General features: G+C 35.2%; 9 protein-coding genes. 8 read left to right on the top strand and 1 reads right to left on the bottom strand.

Annotated features, from left to right (window positions below):
* Positions 1-20 precede the first annotated feature (20 nt).
* From AA088_RS01930 to AA088_RS01910, 5 genes are all read left to right on the top strand, one after another.
* Complete coding sequence (locus tag AA088_RS01930; RefSeq protein ID WP_046743271.1) at positions 21-4,916, top strand: GEVED domain-containing protein; 4,896 nt, start codon at positions 21-23, stop codon at positions 4,914-4,916.
* Between the two features lie 116 nt (positions 4,917-5,032).
* Positions 5,033-8,485: an isoleucine--tRNA ligase gene (ileS, locus tag AA088_RS01925; RefSeq protein WP_046743270.1), complete on the top strand. Its 3,453-nt coding sequence runs from the start codon at positions 5,033-5,035 to the stop codon at positions 8,483-8,485.
* A 3-nt stretch (positions 8,486-8,488) separates the two neighbouring features.
* Entirely contained in the window at positions 8,489-8,869 is a 381-nt protein-coding gene (locus AA088_RS01920; protein ID WP_046743269.1) for a TraR/DksA family transcriptional regulator, read from the top strand.
* A gap of 103 nt (positions 8,870-8,972) precedes the next feature.
* Positions 8,973-9,590, top strand: a complete 618-nt coding sequence (locus AA088_RS01915; RefSeq protein ID WP_046743268.1) for a hypothetical protein — start codon at positions 8,973-8,975, stop codon at positions 9,588-9,590.
* 53 nt (positions 9,591-9,643) lie between these two features.
* Entirely contained in the window at positions 9,644-10,285 is a 642-nt protein-coding gene (locus tag AA088_RS01910) for a lipoprotein signal peptidase (RefSeq protein ID WP_046743267.1), read from the top strand.
* A 4-nt stretch (positions 10,286-10,289) separates the two neighbouring features.
* Here the strand turns inward: AA088_RS01910 and AA088_RS01905 are convergent, their stop codons facing one another.
* Positions 10,290-10,862, bottom strand: coding sequence for a 5-formyltetrahydrofolate cyclo-ligase (locus tag AA088_RS01905; RefSeq protein WP_046743266.1), 573 nt, complete (start codon positions 10,860-10,862; stop codon positions 10,290-10,292).
* A gap of 248 nt (positions 10,863-11,110) precedes the next feature.
* Here AA088_RS01905 and uvrC point away from each other — a divergent pair, with 248 nt between their 5' ends.
* The 3 genes from uvrC (at position 11,111) to AA088_RS01890 (ending at position 16,611) form a co-directional block, all read left to right on the top strand.
* Positions 11,111-12,901, top strand: a complete 1,791-nt coding sequence (gene uvrC, locus AA088_RS01900) for an excinuclease ABC subunit UvrC (protein WP_046743265.1) — start codon at positions 11,111-11,113, stop codon at positions 12,899-12,901.
* Between the two features lie 7 nt (positions 12,902-12,908).
* Positions 12,909-15,134 carry a patatin-like phospholipase family protein gene (locus AA088_RS01895; protein WP_046743513.1) on the top strand — a complete coding sequence of 742 codons (2,226 nt, stop codon included), beginning with the start codon at positions 12,909-12,911 and terminating at the stop codon, positions 15,132-15,134.
* A 316-nt stretch (positions 15,135-15,450) separates the two neighbouring features.
* Positions 15,451-16,611 (top strand): homogentisate 1,2-dioxygenase, encoded by a 1,161-nt coding sequence (locus AA088_RS01890; protein ID WP_046743264.1) that lies wholly within the window; start codon positions 15,451-15,453, stop codon positions 16,609-16,611.
* The last annotated feature ends 122 nt before the right edge of the window (positions 16,612-16,733 follow it).

Raw genomic sequence — 16,733 nt, 5'->3', positions numbered from 1 at the left:
TTAAAAAAATTCTTAACCCAATGAAACAAATCTACTCATTACTAATATTATTATTTAGTTTTTCGTATGCGAGCGCTCAATATTGTGCCTCTGCAGGGAATAGTGTTGCTGACGAATGGATAGGACGAGTTCAATTAAATACACTTGATAACGCAAGTCCTGCTCAGCCAGCAAGTGGATATACAGACTTTACTGCTGTAACTCCTACGAACCTTAACACTACATCCAATTATACAGTTACCGTAACAAAAACTTGGAGCGGTACCGTATATAGTGAAGGAGTTGGTGTATGGATCGATTTCAATCAAGATGGTGACTTTTTCGATTCGGGAGAGCTAGTATTCAATAGTACCCCGAGCACAACTGCTGTTGTATCTGGTAATTTTACAGTCCCTGGAACTGCTTTAGCGGGAAATACACGAATGCGTGTACAAATGCAGTATAATGTAACACCAAGTGATCCATGTGATGTTGTAGCTACAGGTTTTGATTATGGAGAAGTTGAAGACTATACAGTAAATATTGTAGCAGCTTCGCTTCCGCCAGATATTTTTGTAAGTGGTAACTTAGTAGAAATTCTAGATGGTTCACTAAATGTACCTTCATTGGCAGATCATACGAGTTTTGGAAACGCTACAGTAGGTGTGGGTAGTGTAACAAGAACGTATACCATTGAAAATACTGGAACTTCAACAGATTTAACTCTCCCTAGTAACCCAGTAAGTTTTGGTGTGGGAACCAATGCAGCCTTTTCTATAACAACCCAGCCTTCAGATTTGTCATTATCTCCTGGAGAAACCACTACGTTCTCCATAACCTATTCGCCAACACTTGTTGGAGTAGCTACAGGAGAAATTATTATTGCAAATAACGATCCTGATTTATTAGAACAATCATATACCTTTAATATAAGTGGTAACGGAGTGTTACCAACTGTAAGTCCTGGAGCTATTTCGAGCAATTTACAATTATGGATGAAAGCAGATGCTGGGACGTCATTAACAGGAACAGATGTAGATAGCTGGACAGATCAGTCTTCAAACGGATTTACTGCAGTATCACAAGGAACTACAGATGCTCAATACGTTGCTAACGGATTAAACTTTAACCCAGTAATTCAATTTACAGGGAATCAATTTCTTAATTTAGGAAATCAGCCAGAATTAGATCTTCAGCCGTTGAATGACGAAATGACCATTATTACTATGGTTATTACTAACGGAGCATCTACTGGAACAGTAATTTGTAAAGGAAATAACGATATACGTAACTATCAAGTTTGGTTTGGTACTACTGATAGGGTGTTACACCATACTTTAGGAAGATTAAGTGGAACAGGTGCTCAACAAGCAGTTCGCTGGGGAACAATCTATGCATTAAATGAACCGAAATTAACTGCAGGTATTGTGTCTAATACAGGTGATCCATTAACGCGATTAACACCTTATGTAAATGGTGTGTTAGATCCTGCAGATCGAAATGACGGGGTTCTTTCTGGAGATGCGTCGGGTGTAGACGTATTAATTGGAGCACGTCGAGCAGGTTCTGCAAACACTGGATCTGGTTATACATATAATGGAGAAATCGCTGAAATTATTATGTATGATAGAGATATCTCCGTATCTGAAATGGAGCGAATCGAGTCATACTTGGCAATTAAATATGGAATCACTCTAGGATCTAATGATGCATATTGGGATACACCAACCAATACTTCATCACCTTTTGGATATGCGGGAACAAGTAAAGACTACGTAGCTTCTGATGGAAGCGTAATTTGGGATGGTTCTGCAAATGCTGGATTTGGATATAATGTGTTTGGGATTGCTAGAGATGATAACTCTGGATTGTCTCAAATACAATCAAAAAGTGTTAATGTAAGCCCTGCTGATGTGCTAACCATTCGAAAAGAATCAGGCTCGTTCGATTCTAACTTAAGTTATCTAATCGTAGGAAACAATGGTATGGCAGAAACAATTCAAACTACTACATTGCCAGAAAGAACTCTAGGAATGTTGAATAAAGTTTGGTTGGCAAGAGAAAGCACAGTTGATGTTGGAACAGTAGAACTAGAGTTTGATATGAGTGCTAGTGGATTGACTAATTTGGATGATTTAGAATTATATATTGCAGACAACTCTTCTTTTACAGCCTATGAAAACTATGAAGGAACTAATGTAGGAGGAATATTAACATTTACAGGGGTAAATCTTGAAGATGGACAATATTTTACACTTGCAGAACCTCAAACAGTTACAGGAGCTAATTCATTATTCTTTGATGGTGTAGATGATTATGTAGAAGACAGAACGCCTATAACTACTTCTTTAACTGATTACACAGTAATGGGTTGGATTAAAAACCCAGGTCAGTCTGTTGCAAATGCAGATAGAAGAATTTTAGGTGTACAAGGACAATTTAGATTCTACTTGAGTTCTGGGTTATTAGCAATTCAAGAAGGACAAACTGGTGGTGTGCCTAGAGCGGCTAGTTCCGGTATTACTGATTGGGTTCACTTTGCAATTGTTGTCAATTCAGCAACATCGACAGCCAATTATTATCTTAATGGGTTACTAATCGGAGGAGGAGGATTGGATCCATTACCATCAAATTCAAACCCTTTCCGAATGGGAACTTTTGATAATATAAATTTCTTTACAGGATCAATTGATGAAGTGCGAATTTTTGACGTTGCTCTGACGACCGATCAATTACGAGAAATGGTGCATCAAGAAATTGAGCAAAATGGATCAAATGTAAGAGGAAAAACCATTCCAAAAGATATTGAAGACTTTACCTCTGGAGCAAACGTATTGTGGTCTTCGTTAGTTACTTATTATGATATGTCTTCTATCAAAGGAAATCGTTTGGAAGATATGACCGGGAATGGAAACTATTCATTCATGAAAAATATGTCAACCATTGAGCCTCAAACAGCTCCAATGCCATATACTACTATTGCTGATGGAAACTGGACGAGTGATGCTACTTGGGAGCATGGTAATGTTTGGGATACACCTTCGGCTTCCAGCATTAACTGGTCAATAGTTGAAATTAAAAATAATGTTACTGCAAGCGCGAGCTATTCTACCTTAGGATTAATCGTTGATCCAGGAGCAAGACTTACAATATCTGGAGTTAATCCGGTTGTAACTAGTACATCTCCATTTGCTATTACAGCAGGATCAGGTTCTTCATTAACAAATATATGGTATACAGAAATTAACGGAACTATTGATTTGCAAGGAGAAAGCCAATTTTTACAAACAGTACGAAGTGACTTGGCTGTTACAAGTGCAGGAACAGTTGAAAGAGATCAGCAAGGAACAGCAAATCGTTTTACTTACAATTATTGGTCATCGCCTGTAAGTTTAGTCAATACTACTGCAAATAACCAAACGTATACTTTACAAGACGTTCTATTGGATGGTACAACGGTTGCTACGCCAGGAGCTGTTGCGTGGACGACCAATGCAGATGGATTAACTTCGCCATTTACCATAAGTACACGTTGGATATATAAATTTGTTAATGGTGGAGATGAAGACTATGACGCTTGGTTGCTTACTCGAAATACTGGAAACATAAATCCTGGAGAAGGATATACAATGAAAGGAGTTTCCTTAGGAGATGAAAAAGAAGAACAAAACTATGTGTTCAGAGGAAAACCAAACAATGGAGTTATAACGGTTGGGCCTCTTGGGGATGATAACTTATACCTTGTTGGAAACCCATATCCAAGTTCAATTGATGCAGATGAGTTTATTAATGATAACCTAGCGAATGACGCAACTTCTGGAACATTATACTTCTGGGAACATTGGGGAGGAGGAACCCATGTGCTTCTAGATTACCAAGGAGGTTATGCTACTTATACGCTTGGTGGAGGAACTCCGGCAATGTCGCATCCAACGGTTGATCAAACTGGTTCGGGAACTGAAACACCAAAAAGATATATCCCAGTAGGACAAGGATTCTTTGTACAAGGAGATAACAATGCTGGAAATGGAACTTCCGCTACTGTTGAATTCAATAACTCGCAAAGAATTTATGTGCCAGAATATATTGGTTCTTTTGAATTTTCAACATTCATGCGATCTGGAAATAGCGATGATGTAGGACTTATTCCTAATCCAGCAAACGCAGAAAGCACTGCAACTGAGTCAGATTCAGAAACTGAAACAGTTCCAACTACAGAAGAAGAAATCTATGAATATCTAGGAATTCCTAAGGATAATAGAAAGAAAATTCGTTTAGGTTATACCAATCCTGCAGGTTTCCACAGACAGTTATTAGTGACTTTTGATAGAAGAACAACAGATGGTATTGACAGAGGGTTTGATGGAGAATCAATTGGAGTTACTGCAAATGATATGTATTGGTTTCTTGAAAATGAAAAATACGTAATTCAAGCTGTAAGCAGCTTACATGATGCGAGAGAGTTCCCTCTGGGAATTGTTTCTGAAAATTCAGGAGGTGGAATAATCACTCTTGACGGATTAGAAAATATTGATAATAGTGTAAATATCTATATCAAGAACAATCATACTGGGACAACACATGACCTACGTGCAAGTGACTTCCAGATTTCTGTTCCAGCAGGAGAAACTAATGATAAATATTCGTTAGTATTCCAACCAGAAAATCAATTAAGCGTTAACAGTGTAATTTTAGAAAATGGAATTCAAATTTATACGGATAAATTAACGGATGAGTTGGTGATTACCAACAATACTGGATTCTCACTAGAAAATATTGATATTCATACCATACTTGGACAACAAATAATGTCTATTACTGATGGAATTAACGAAACAACTATTCGAATTCCAATAGATAATGTGTCAAGTGGTATTTACATTGCAAATATCTATTCTGAAAAAGGAAAAATTAGTAAAAAGCTGATTATAGAATAAACCAGAATAAAACCTAAAAAAAAGACCACTTGACTGCCAAGTGGTCTTTTTTTATTTAAGACATTACAATTCAATGAAATTCATTAATTTCGCAAACTTAATATACAGCAAAACAAATGGCTACTAAATTTACAGAATACAACGGATTAAACTTACCATCAGTTGCAGATGAAATACTAAACTACTGGGAAGAAAATAACATCTTTGAAAAAAGTATCAATTCTCGTGAAAATGCTGAATCATTTGTGTTTTTTGAAGGACCACCTTCTGCAAATGGACTTCCAGGAATTCATCACGTGTTAGCAAGAGCCATTAAAGATATTTTCTGCAGATATAAAACTCAAAAAGGATATCAAGTAAAACGTAAAGCAGGTTGGGATACTCATGGTTTGCCAATAGAGTTAGGTGTAGAAAAAGAGCTGAAGATTACGAAAGAAGACATTGGAACTAAAATTTCAATTGAAGAATACAATGAAGCCTGCAAAAAAGCAGTAATGCGTTATACGGATATCTGGAACAATATGACACGCCGTACTGGGTATTGGGTGGATATGGAAACTCCGTATATCACTTACAAGTCTAAATATATGGAGAGTGTTTGGTGGTTACTAAAACAAATCTATGATAAAGGACTGATGTACAAAGGCTATACAATACAACCTTATTCGCCAAAAGCAGGAACGGGTTTAAGTTCGCATGAATTAAATCAGCCGGGAACCTATCAAGATGTAACAGATACAACGGTGGTGGCCCAATTTAAAGCAATCAAAGAAACACTGCCTAATGAACTGAAGGATATAGATGGAGATGTTCATTTTTTAGCATGGACGACTACTCCGTGGACGTTACCTTCAAATACCGCATTAACAGTTGGGCCAAAAATTGAATATGTGCTTGTACAATCATACAATCAATATACGTTTGAACCAATCAATGTCATATTGGCAAAAAACTTAGTTGGGAAACAATTCGCAGGAAAATTCACGAAAGTAGAAACTCAAGAAGAATTAAAAGCTTACCAACAAGAAGATAAAAAAATACCATATTTTGTAGTAAGCGAGCATAAAGGAAGTGACTTGGTTGGGATTAAATATGAACAACTACTCGATTATGCATTGCCCTATGAAAATGCAGCAAATGCATTTAGAGTCATATCAGGTGATTTTGTAACAACAGAAGATGGAACAGGAATCGTGCATACGGCGCCAACATTTGGAGCAGATGATGCTAAAGTTGCTAAAGAAGCTACGCCAGAAGTTCCGCCAATGTTAGTATTAGATGAAAATGGAAATCCTGTGCCTTTGGTAGACTTACAAGGCCGTTTTAGACCTGAAATGGGTGAATTTGGAGGAAAATATGTGAAAAATGAATACTATGCAGATGGAGAAGCTCCTGAAAAATCAGTAGATGTAGAGTTGGCAATCAAGCTCAAAACTGAAAATAAAGCTTTCAAAGTCGAAAAATATGTTCACAGTTATCCAAACTGCTGGCGTACAGATAAACCTATTTTATACTATCCTTTAGATTCTTGGTTCATTAAAATTACAGATGTAAAAAACAAAATGTATGAACTGAACCAAACAATCAATTGGAAGCCTAAAGCAACTGGAGAAGGGCGTTTTGGTAACTGGATTGCAGGAGCGAATGATTGGAACTTATCTCGTTCTCGATTCTGGGGAATTCCATTGCCAATATGGCGAACAGAAGATGGAAAAGAAGAATTGATTATCGGTTCGTTAGAAGAGCTCAAAGCAGAAATTCAAAAAGCAATTGAAGCAGGTGTAGAGACGAAAGATGTATATGCTAGTTTTGAAGTTGGAAATATGTCTGAAGAAAACTATGAAAAAGTAGATTTACACAAGCACATTGTAGATACAATCACACTTGTATCGCCTTCAGGAAAACCAATGAAACGAGAAAGCGATCTCATTGATGTATGGTTTGATTCTGGATCAATGCCGTATGCTCAATGGCATTATCCGTTTGAAAACAAAGAAAAGATTGATGCTAATGAGAGTTACCCTGCTAATTTTATTGCTGAAGGAGTTGATCAAACACGCGGATGGTTTTATACGCTTCATGCAATAGGAACTATGGTTTTTGATTCTGTTGCCTATAAAAATGTAGTGTCTAACGGATTGGTATTAGATAAAGACGGACAAAAAATGTCCAAGCGTTTAGGAAATGCTGTCGATCCATTTTTTACCCTCGATAAATATGGGCCAGATGCTACGCGTTGGTACATGATTTCAAATGCAAATCCTTGGGACAATTTGAAGTTTTCATGGGAAAAACCAGATCCTGAAAAAGGAGAGTCTTTTGAAGAGCATTCGCCGGGAATTGAAGAAGTTCGTCGTAAATTCTTTGGAACACTGTACAATACGTATTCGTTCTTTAGTCTGTATGCAAACATTGACAATTTTACATATAGTGAAGATGAAATTCCGCTAGCAGAACGCCCAGAAATTGACCGTTGGATTCTTTCAGAATTACATACATTAGTTAAGAATGTAGATGCGTTTTATGCTGATTATGAGCCTACAAGAGCTGTAAGAGCTATTTCAGAATTTGTACAAGAAAACCTAAGTAACTGGTTTGTACGTTTAAGTAGAAGACGATTTTGGAAAGGAGAGTATGGATCTGATAAAATTTCTGCTTACCAAACACTATACACTTGTATGTTAACTGTAGCTAAACTAGGAGCACCAATTGCACCTTTTTATATGGACAGACTTTACAAAGACTTAACCAAAGCTACAAATACAGAAAACTTTGAAAGTGTACATTTGGCAAAATTTCCAACGTATGACGAAGCGTTTATTGACAAATCGCTAGAGCGTAAAATGGAAAATGCACAAACAATATCTTCCTTGGTTCTATCGTTAAGAGCTAAAGAAAAGATAAAAGTGCGCCAACCGTTACAACGCATTATGGTTCCAGTGTTAGATGCCCAAAATAAGGCAGAAATATTGGCTGTTGCCGAACTAATCAAGTCAGAGGTTAATGTAAAAGAAATAGAACTTTTAGATGATGCTTCGGGTATATTAGTTAAGCAAATAAAACCAAATTTCAAGGTGTTGGGGCCTAAATATGGAAAAGATATGAAAGCGGTTGCGGCTGTAATCATGCAGTTTGGACAAGAAGAAATCGCCGAAATTGAAAAAACAGGAAAAATACCTGTAGAAATTAACGGAAAAAATAGTACATTAGACATTACAGAAGTAGAAATTACTTCGCAAGATATTGAAGGTTGGTTAGTAGCCAATTCGGGAGGAGTTACTGTGGCGTTGGACGTAACAATTACTGACGAATTGCGTAAAGAAGGAGTTGCTAGAGAATTAGTAAATAGAATCCAAAATTTACGTAAAGATTCTGGTTTTGAAGTTACCGACAAAATAAAAGTTACGCTACAAAAAGACGAGCAATTAGTAGAGGCTATGAACGCAAATTTAGACTATGTGAAAACAGAAACGTTAACGGCTGAATTAAACTTTGTAGACAAACTAGAAAATGGAACAGAAATTGCTTTCGATGATGTGAACACCGTATTGTTTATTAAAAAAATGTAAGTCATGGAAGATACTAAAATAAGATACTCAGACAAGCAACTTGAAGAATTTAAAAAAATTATTCAAGACAAGATTGATCAGGCACAAAAAGATTTAGCACTGCTTAAAAGTGCTTACATGAACGATCATAACAATGGTACCGATGATACATCGCCTACTTTTAAAGCGTTTGAGGAAGGTTCTGAAACCATGTCGAAAGAAAAAAATATGCAATTGGCCATTCGTCAAGAAAAATTTATTCGTGACTTGAAAAATGCACTGATTCGTATTGAAAATAAAACATACGGAATTTGCAGAGTTACTGGAAAATTAATCAATCCAGAACGCTTAAAATTAGTGCCACATGCAACTCTAAGCATTGAAGCAAAAAATATGCAGAAGTAAAAATTAAGCAATTATATTACAAAGCGCTCATAGAGCGCTTTTCTTTTTTATTATTAAGGAATCCATTTTTTTAAATTTGCTGTAACTCAGTAGCGCCAATCTGTTGAAAAATACACTATTTCTCATATCGTTTTTTCTAGTACATGCCTTAGGTGTTGCACAAAAGGTAACCCAACAAACCATAGGGACTCATGGTATACAAGAAATCCATATCAACACAGATAAGGTATTTCAGCTTAATGTATACAGTACAAACAATAAAACAATTACGATAGAAACTAAAATGGAAGGAGAGTATTACCACGACGTCAATGTGGTAACAGCTACCAAAAACAAACAATTGCATATTGAATGTGCATTTGCTGAAGGATTTGAATTGCCTAATGATAAACTAAGTGCGCATAAAGTATTTTCTATTACCATGAATATCTTTATCCCAAAGCAATTAGATGTGCAGATACACGGAGATGAAACGCAGGTATATGTTGAAGGCAATTTTCATAAATTCTGGGCTGCATTAATCTCAGGTAATTATATTATTAAAAACTTTTTTGCAGAAGCAAAAATCCAAACAAAAAAAGGAAATATTCACTACATAAAACGACAAATGCCTGTATTTGAAACTTGCACAACGCATCAGCTTACTTTTTATGAAAAAGGAAAAAAAGTAGAGATGACTGCCAACAATGGAAAGATCACATATTCTTCTCATAAAGGTTAAAAATATTCTTATTTTAGCAGGCGATTCATTTTCAAACGAAAAATGTACGATACATGTCTTTAAAAAAAGCTATTGGGATTATTGTTTTGGTGTTGCTTATAGACCAAATCAGTAAAATATATATCAAAACAAACTTCGCTTTGGGCGAATCTGTGGAAGTTTTCAGTTGGTTTCAAATTTTATTTGTGGAAAATAAAGGAATGGCTTGGGGCGTTGAACTGCCTGGAAGTTATGGGAAACTCTTTTTAACTTTATTTCGCTTATTTGCTATCACCGCCATAGGATATTGGTTGTTTGATGCAGTGAAGAAAAAAAGCTCAAAAGTATTAATCGTTGCAATTGCATTAATATTTGCAGGAGCTTTTGGAAACATTATTGACTCTGTGTTTTACGGTATTATTTTCAACGAAAGTGTATATAAAGGAGAAGTCGCAACATTTTTACCAGAAGCAGGAGGGTATGCGCCTATATTTCACGGGCGTGTTGTAGATATGCTACATTTTCCGTTAATTGACACTACTTGGCCAGAATGGATGCCTTGGATTGGAGGTGATCGCTTTACATTTTTTGATCCAGTTTTTAATATAGCTGATTCTGCTATTACAATAGGAGTAGCGTTGCTGATTATTTTTAATAAAAAAGCATTTCCTAAAAAAGCAAAAACAGCTAGAGAAATCGTCCAAGAAGAAATATAACTACTTATCGGTTTTTAAAGTAAAATGTTTGTTTTGGTGTGACGCAATAATCTAACGGAATATCATTTTCATCCTTTGTAAAAAGAATATTTTCTGGAGGAAAAAAAGATAATCCAATTTTGAGTGTTGAAGGATTGCATTCGGCTAAAAAACGGTCATAAAATCCTTTGCCATACCCAATACGGTTTCCTTTAATATCATATGCTAAAAGCGGCACAAAAACAACCTCTATTTTTTTTGAAGGAACTTCAATTCCATCAACAGGTTCAGGAATATTATAACTATTTTTTTGGATTACTGTGGTATCTGTCAGTAGAAAATGAGTGAGTGAATGGTCGTCGAAATTACTCTTAGAAAGAATAATATCCTTGTCTTTTCCTGCGAGAATATTCAAAATAAATTCCGTATCAATTTCTTTTTGTTCAGTTATTGTAAGAAATAAATGATAATAGCGCTTATCCCAAATAGGAAGTTTTAATAAGTTATTAGCTATAGCAATGCTAAACTCATCAATTTGCGTTGCAGAAAGTGCGTTGCGCATTGTTTTATACTTCTTCCGTAAGGCAACTTTTGACATGGTAAAAACATTTGCAACAAAAATAAAAATTGTACCTTAGATGTGCATTTGTTTTTGGAATAATTGTAGGTAACTTTGTTGAAGAAAGCTATTAGTATATAATAAATTGCTACGAGCCTAGTTGAGATTAAAAACAATTAAACGAAAGAATTTTTGATCTTTCATAAAATTAGCTTTTGTTTTTGTCAGATTGTAACAAGATTACATCAATTTCTAAAAATAAATATTTCAGTACTCAATACTACCAAATGACCGAAGCACTCGAACTACAACTCAAAACCTTACCCACCAATCCTGGAGTATATCAATACTATGATAAGGAAGGAAAGTTATTATATGTAGGAAAGGCAAAAAACCTAAAAAAACGAGTGTTGTCATACTTTACCAAAAATCACGAATACGGAAAAACGAGAGTATTGGTAAAAAAAATTGCATCCATTAAGCATATTGTAGTGGCTACTGAAACGGATGCATTACTGCTCGAAAATAATTTAATCAAAAAATACCAGCCGCGTTACAATGTCATGCTAAAAGATGACAAATCGTATCCGTGGATTTGTATTAAAAATGAACGCTTTCCACGTGTATTCCCTACCAGAAAAATGGTTAAAGATGGTTCTGAATATTTTGGTCCGTATACGAGTATGAAAACGGTTCGAACCCTATTCGATTTAATCAAAGGATTGTATCCGTTACGAACTTGCAATTATGATCTTTCTCAAGAAAAAATAAATACCGGCAAGTATAAAGTATGTTTGGAATATCATTTAGGGAATTGTATTGGTCCGTGTGAAGGATACCAAACGGTTCAAAGTTATGATGAGCAAATAGTTGCCATTCGTGAAATCCTTAAAGGAAACTTTAAGGATTCTTTACATCGTTTTAAAGAGCAAATGAAAACATTTGCAGAAAATATGGAGTTTGAACGTGCTCAAAAAGTCAAGGAAAAACTAGATATTTTAACAAACTATCAAGCTAAATCTACTATCGTTAATCCAAAAATTAGCAATGTTGATGTTTTTTCTATTGTTTCAGATGAAAGTTTTGGGTATGTAAACTATTTGCAACTATCACATGGTTCCATTGTACGGTCGCATACTATGGAAATTAAAAAGAAGTTAGACGAAACGGATAAAGAATTACTAGAATTGGCCATTACCGAAATTCATCAACGTTTTTCGACGAACTCTAAAGAATTATATGTGCCTTTTAAAATAGAGATTGGGGAAAATTTTAAAATTACCGTCCCAAAATTAGGCGATAAAAAACGCATTTTAGAACTATCGTTGCGAAATGCAAAATACTTCCGACAAGAACGTTTCAAGCAAATAAAGCTTACAGATCCTGATAAGCATGTGAATAGATTGATGAAACAAATGAAAAAAGACTTACGTCTTTCGGAAGAGCCAAGGCATATTGAGTGTTTTGATAACTCAAACATTCAAGGAACTAATCCTGTGGCCGCTTGTGTGGTATTTAAAGATGGAAAACCTAGTAAAAAGGAGTACCGTCATTACAATATCAAAACGGTTGTGGGTCCAGACGATTTTGCTTCCATGGAAGAAGTTGTATACAGGCGCTATAAAAGATTATTGGAAGAAGAATCATCTTTACCTCAATTAATTGTAATTGATGGAGGAAAAGGACAACTTTCCTCAGCATTGAAAAGTTTGGATGCGTTAAATTTACGTGGGAAAATAGCAATTATAGGTATAGCCAAACGTTTGGAAGAAATCTATTATCCTGGAGACTCAATTCCGTTGTATCTTGATAAGAAAAGTGAAACACTTAAAATCATACAGCAATTACGGAACGAAGCACATCGATTTGGAATAACATTTCACAGAAAAAAAAGAAGCAATAATGCACTGAATTCTGAGTTAGAATCAATTGAAGGAATTGGAGAAAAAACCATTGTGGAGTTACTTAAGAAGTTCAAATCGGTCAAACGAATTTCTGAAGCTTCCCTCGATCAAATCTCGGCAGTAGTTGGAAATAGTAGAGCAAAAAAAATATACGATAACTTTCATCAAAAATAGTGTTAGCATGAAAAAGTGGATACTGATTTGCATAGCAATTTTTAGTTTCTTAACTGCTACAGCGCAAAAAGAACAACCTAAAAAACAAGACCTAAAAGTAGGATTGGTATTGAGTGGAGGCGGAGCCAAAGGATTGGCGCATATTGGGGTGCTTAAAATTATTGATAGTCTTGGAATTCGAGTAGACTATGTAGGCGGAACAAGTATGGGAGCTATTATTGGTTCGTTATATGCTTCAGGATATACAGGTAACCAGATAGATTCAATCTTTAAAAAGACAGATTTTGAACGACTCATACAAGATGAATTGCCACGATCTGCCAAAACTTTCTATGAAAAAGAAGATGCGGAACGATATGCAATTACGTTGCCATTTGACAATTTTAAAGTAAGTTTCCCTTCTTCCATTTCAAAAGGACAAAATGTATACAACAAGTTGGCACAATTGCTCATGCATGTCAATCATATTGATGATTTTAGTAAACTGCCAATTCCGTTTTTATGTGTGGCTTCTGATATTGAAAAAGGAGAACAGGTGGTTCTAGAAAAAGGATATTTACCAGAGGCAATTACTGCGAGTGGAGCATTTCCCTCCTTATTTGAGCCTATACCGATAAAAAAAAGGCTACTTATTGATGGAGGAGTAACCAATAATTACCCAGTAGATGAAGTATTGGCAAAAAAAGTAGATGTAATTATTGGAATTGATGTACAAGACGGGTTATATGAAAGAGATAAGCTTAACTCAGCAGTTGCCATTCTCAATCAAATCAACAATTTCCGAACTATTAATGCCATGAAGGATAAAAATGAAAAGACAGATGTCTATATTCGTCCAGATATTGTTGGTTTTTCGGTAATCTCTTTTGATAGAGGACGTGAATTGATAACAAGAGGAGAGGTAGCTGGCAGAGAAGAAATAGAAGCCTTAAAGGAAATTGCAGCGCAACAGCAACAAAAAAGAAATATTAAACCAGTAAAGGTAAAAGATTCTTTAAATGTAAATTACATTCACTTACGTGGAAACAAGAAATATACCCGTTCATACGTTCGAGGAAAATTGCGTTTTAAAACGCCTGCCAAAATACCATTTCAAAAATTTCAAGAAGGAATAAGTAATTTGGCAGCCACTGGAAATTTTACAGGAATTCGTTATCGAACAATTCCAAACAATGTGGGTTCAGAAGATATTGTTTTAAATCTGAGGGAACGACCAGAAACAATGTTTTTACGTTTAGGAGCACATTATGATGATGTATATAAAACCGCAGGATTAATCAATGTGACAAAGAAAAAAGTCCTATTTAACAATGATGTAGCGTCTTTTGATTTCATTATCGGGGATAATATCCGATATAATTTTGAATATTACATTGACAAAGGATATTACTGGAGTATTGGTGTCAAATCACGATTCAATTCGTTTGAGCGAGGTGTAAATTACGATTTAATAAGAGAAGATAATACAAATCCCAATCTTAATAGAATAGATGTTGATGTCTCAGACTTTACGAATCAACTATACCTTCAAACGGTATTAAGAGAAGAATTTGTTTTTGGAGTTGGAGCTGAGCACAAACGGTTAAAAATTGCTTCCGAAACAATCACTGAAACAGACCAAGAAGAAACTGTATTTGAAAAAAGTGATTTTATCAGCTCATTTGGGTTTTTAAAATTGGATACTTACGATAATAAGTACTTTCCAAAATCAGGAATCTTTTTTTCGGGTAACTTTCATTGGTATCTGTACTCGTCAGATTACAACAAAAACTTTGAGCCATTCTCACTTGCAAGAGGAAAAATAGGGTATGCTACTTCAATATTTGATAATGTATCACTAAACATTTCTTCAGAAGGAGGATTTAAAATTGGGGACGCTTCTACCAATTCCTTAGATTTTGTATTAGGAGGCTATGGAAATAATTTTATTAACAATTACATCGCTTTCCTCGGATATGATTTCTTGAGTTTTGCTGGTGATAGCTTTGTGAAAGGAACAATTGCATTAGATTATAATTTTTGGACCAAACATCACTTGAATTTCACAGCAAACTACGCCAATGCAGGCGAAAATATCTTTGGAAATGGAGAATGGTTTACAAAGCCAGACTTTAACGGGTATGCTATTGGATATGGATTGGAAACCTTTTTTGGTCCCTTACAAGTAAAATATTCTTGGTCGCCTGATATAGAAGAAGATACGTTGTATGTTAGTATAGGTTTTTGGTTTTAACTTATAAAGTGCCTAAGCCCTTGCAAAATCAAAGAAAAAGTACACATAAAGTTTCATTCGATTCTAAAAAATAGAAAGCAAACATGATTTCGGTCATACAACATATCCAAATAATTACGATATTTGTGTGCAGAAGATAAAAAAGTTATCTATACAAGTGAAACCCTTTTGGAACGACTTACTCGCACATTTACACTATCTTATCAAGCGAAATCCTGAATAAGACAGCGTTATTTTTTTGCTAAATGTGATGCCTTTCTTCACATTTTTCTATATTTTATAATAGTATTTTACCATCACAAAAAAATAACAAAAAATGCCTTTTTACCATACATTAGGAACTATTCCGCCAAAACGACACACAATATTTAAAAAGCCTAATGGCGATTTGTATTACGAACAGCTTTTCGGAACAATTGGTTTTGACGGAATGTCTACCAATAGTTACCATGAACACAGACCTACACAGGTTAAAGAAATTCGAAAGCAATATAGCGTAGCTCCCAAAGTGGCTAAAGCTAATAATATTCAGTCATATCGATTTCGTGGATTTCAAGTGCCGCCACAAGCAGATTATCTTGAAAGTAGAAAAGTAATCTTGACCAACAGTGATTGTAACATTATTTTGGCAGCACCTCAAGAATCAACACGAGATTATTTTTACAAAAATACCGACGCTGACGAATTGATTTTTATCCATAAAGGAACAGGAAAACTTCGTACCATGCTGGGAAATCTTGATTTTAAATATGGAGATTATCTTTTAGTACCGCGAGGTGTGATTTACAAAATAGATTTTGAAACGGAAGACAATCGCTTATTTATTGTAGAATCATACCGCCCAATTTATACACCAAAGCGTTACAGAAACTGGTTTGGTCAGCTATTAGAGCATTCGCCTTTTTGCGAGCGTGATATAAGAAGACCTTATGAATTAGAAACCAATGATGAAAAAGGTGACTTTCTAATCAAAGTAAAAAAACAAGGAGATATTTTTGAAATGATATATGCCACACATCCTTTTGATGTGGTAGGTTATGATGGTTATAACTATCCGTATGCATTTTCAATTCACGATTTTGAACCAATTACAGGTCGTATTCATCAACCGCCACCAGTACATCAAACCTTTGAAACAGATGCTTTTGTTGTATGTTCCTTTGTGCCAAGGCTATATGATTATCACCCAGATGCTATTCCAGCTCCATACAATCATAGTAATATAGACAGTGATGAAGTATTATATTATGTAGATGGTGACTTTATGAGTCGAAATGATATTGATGCAGGGCATATTTCTTTGCATCCTGCGGGAATTCCACATGGGCCACATCCAGGTGCTGTAGAACGTAGTATTGGTCAAACAGAAACTGAAGAATTAGCAGTAATGGTAGATACGTTCAAGCCATTGCAAGTAACGGAAGAAGCAATGAAAATTGCCGATGAAAGCTATTTTCAATCTTGGTTGGAAGATTAACGCATGAGACAACACATTCAAAATATTGCAACGCATATTCGGGCTATGTGGTAAATAAAAACCACTTAGGGACATAATCAAAAACATATATGCGAATTTGCGAAAAGCACTAAAAAATAAAA

It is taken from the genome of Kordia zhangzhouensis (assembly GCF_001005305.1).
Lineage (GTDB): Bacteria > Bacteroidota > Bacteroidia > Flavobacteriales > Flavobacteriaceae > Kordia > Kordia zhangzhouensis.
Note: the sequence above shows the minus strand (reverse complement) of the source record. Positions and strands in the feature narration are given on the sequence as shown.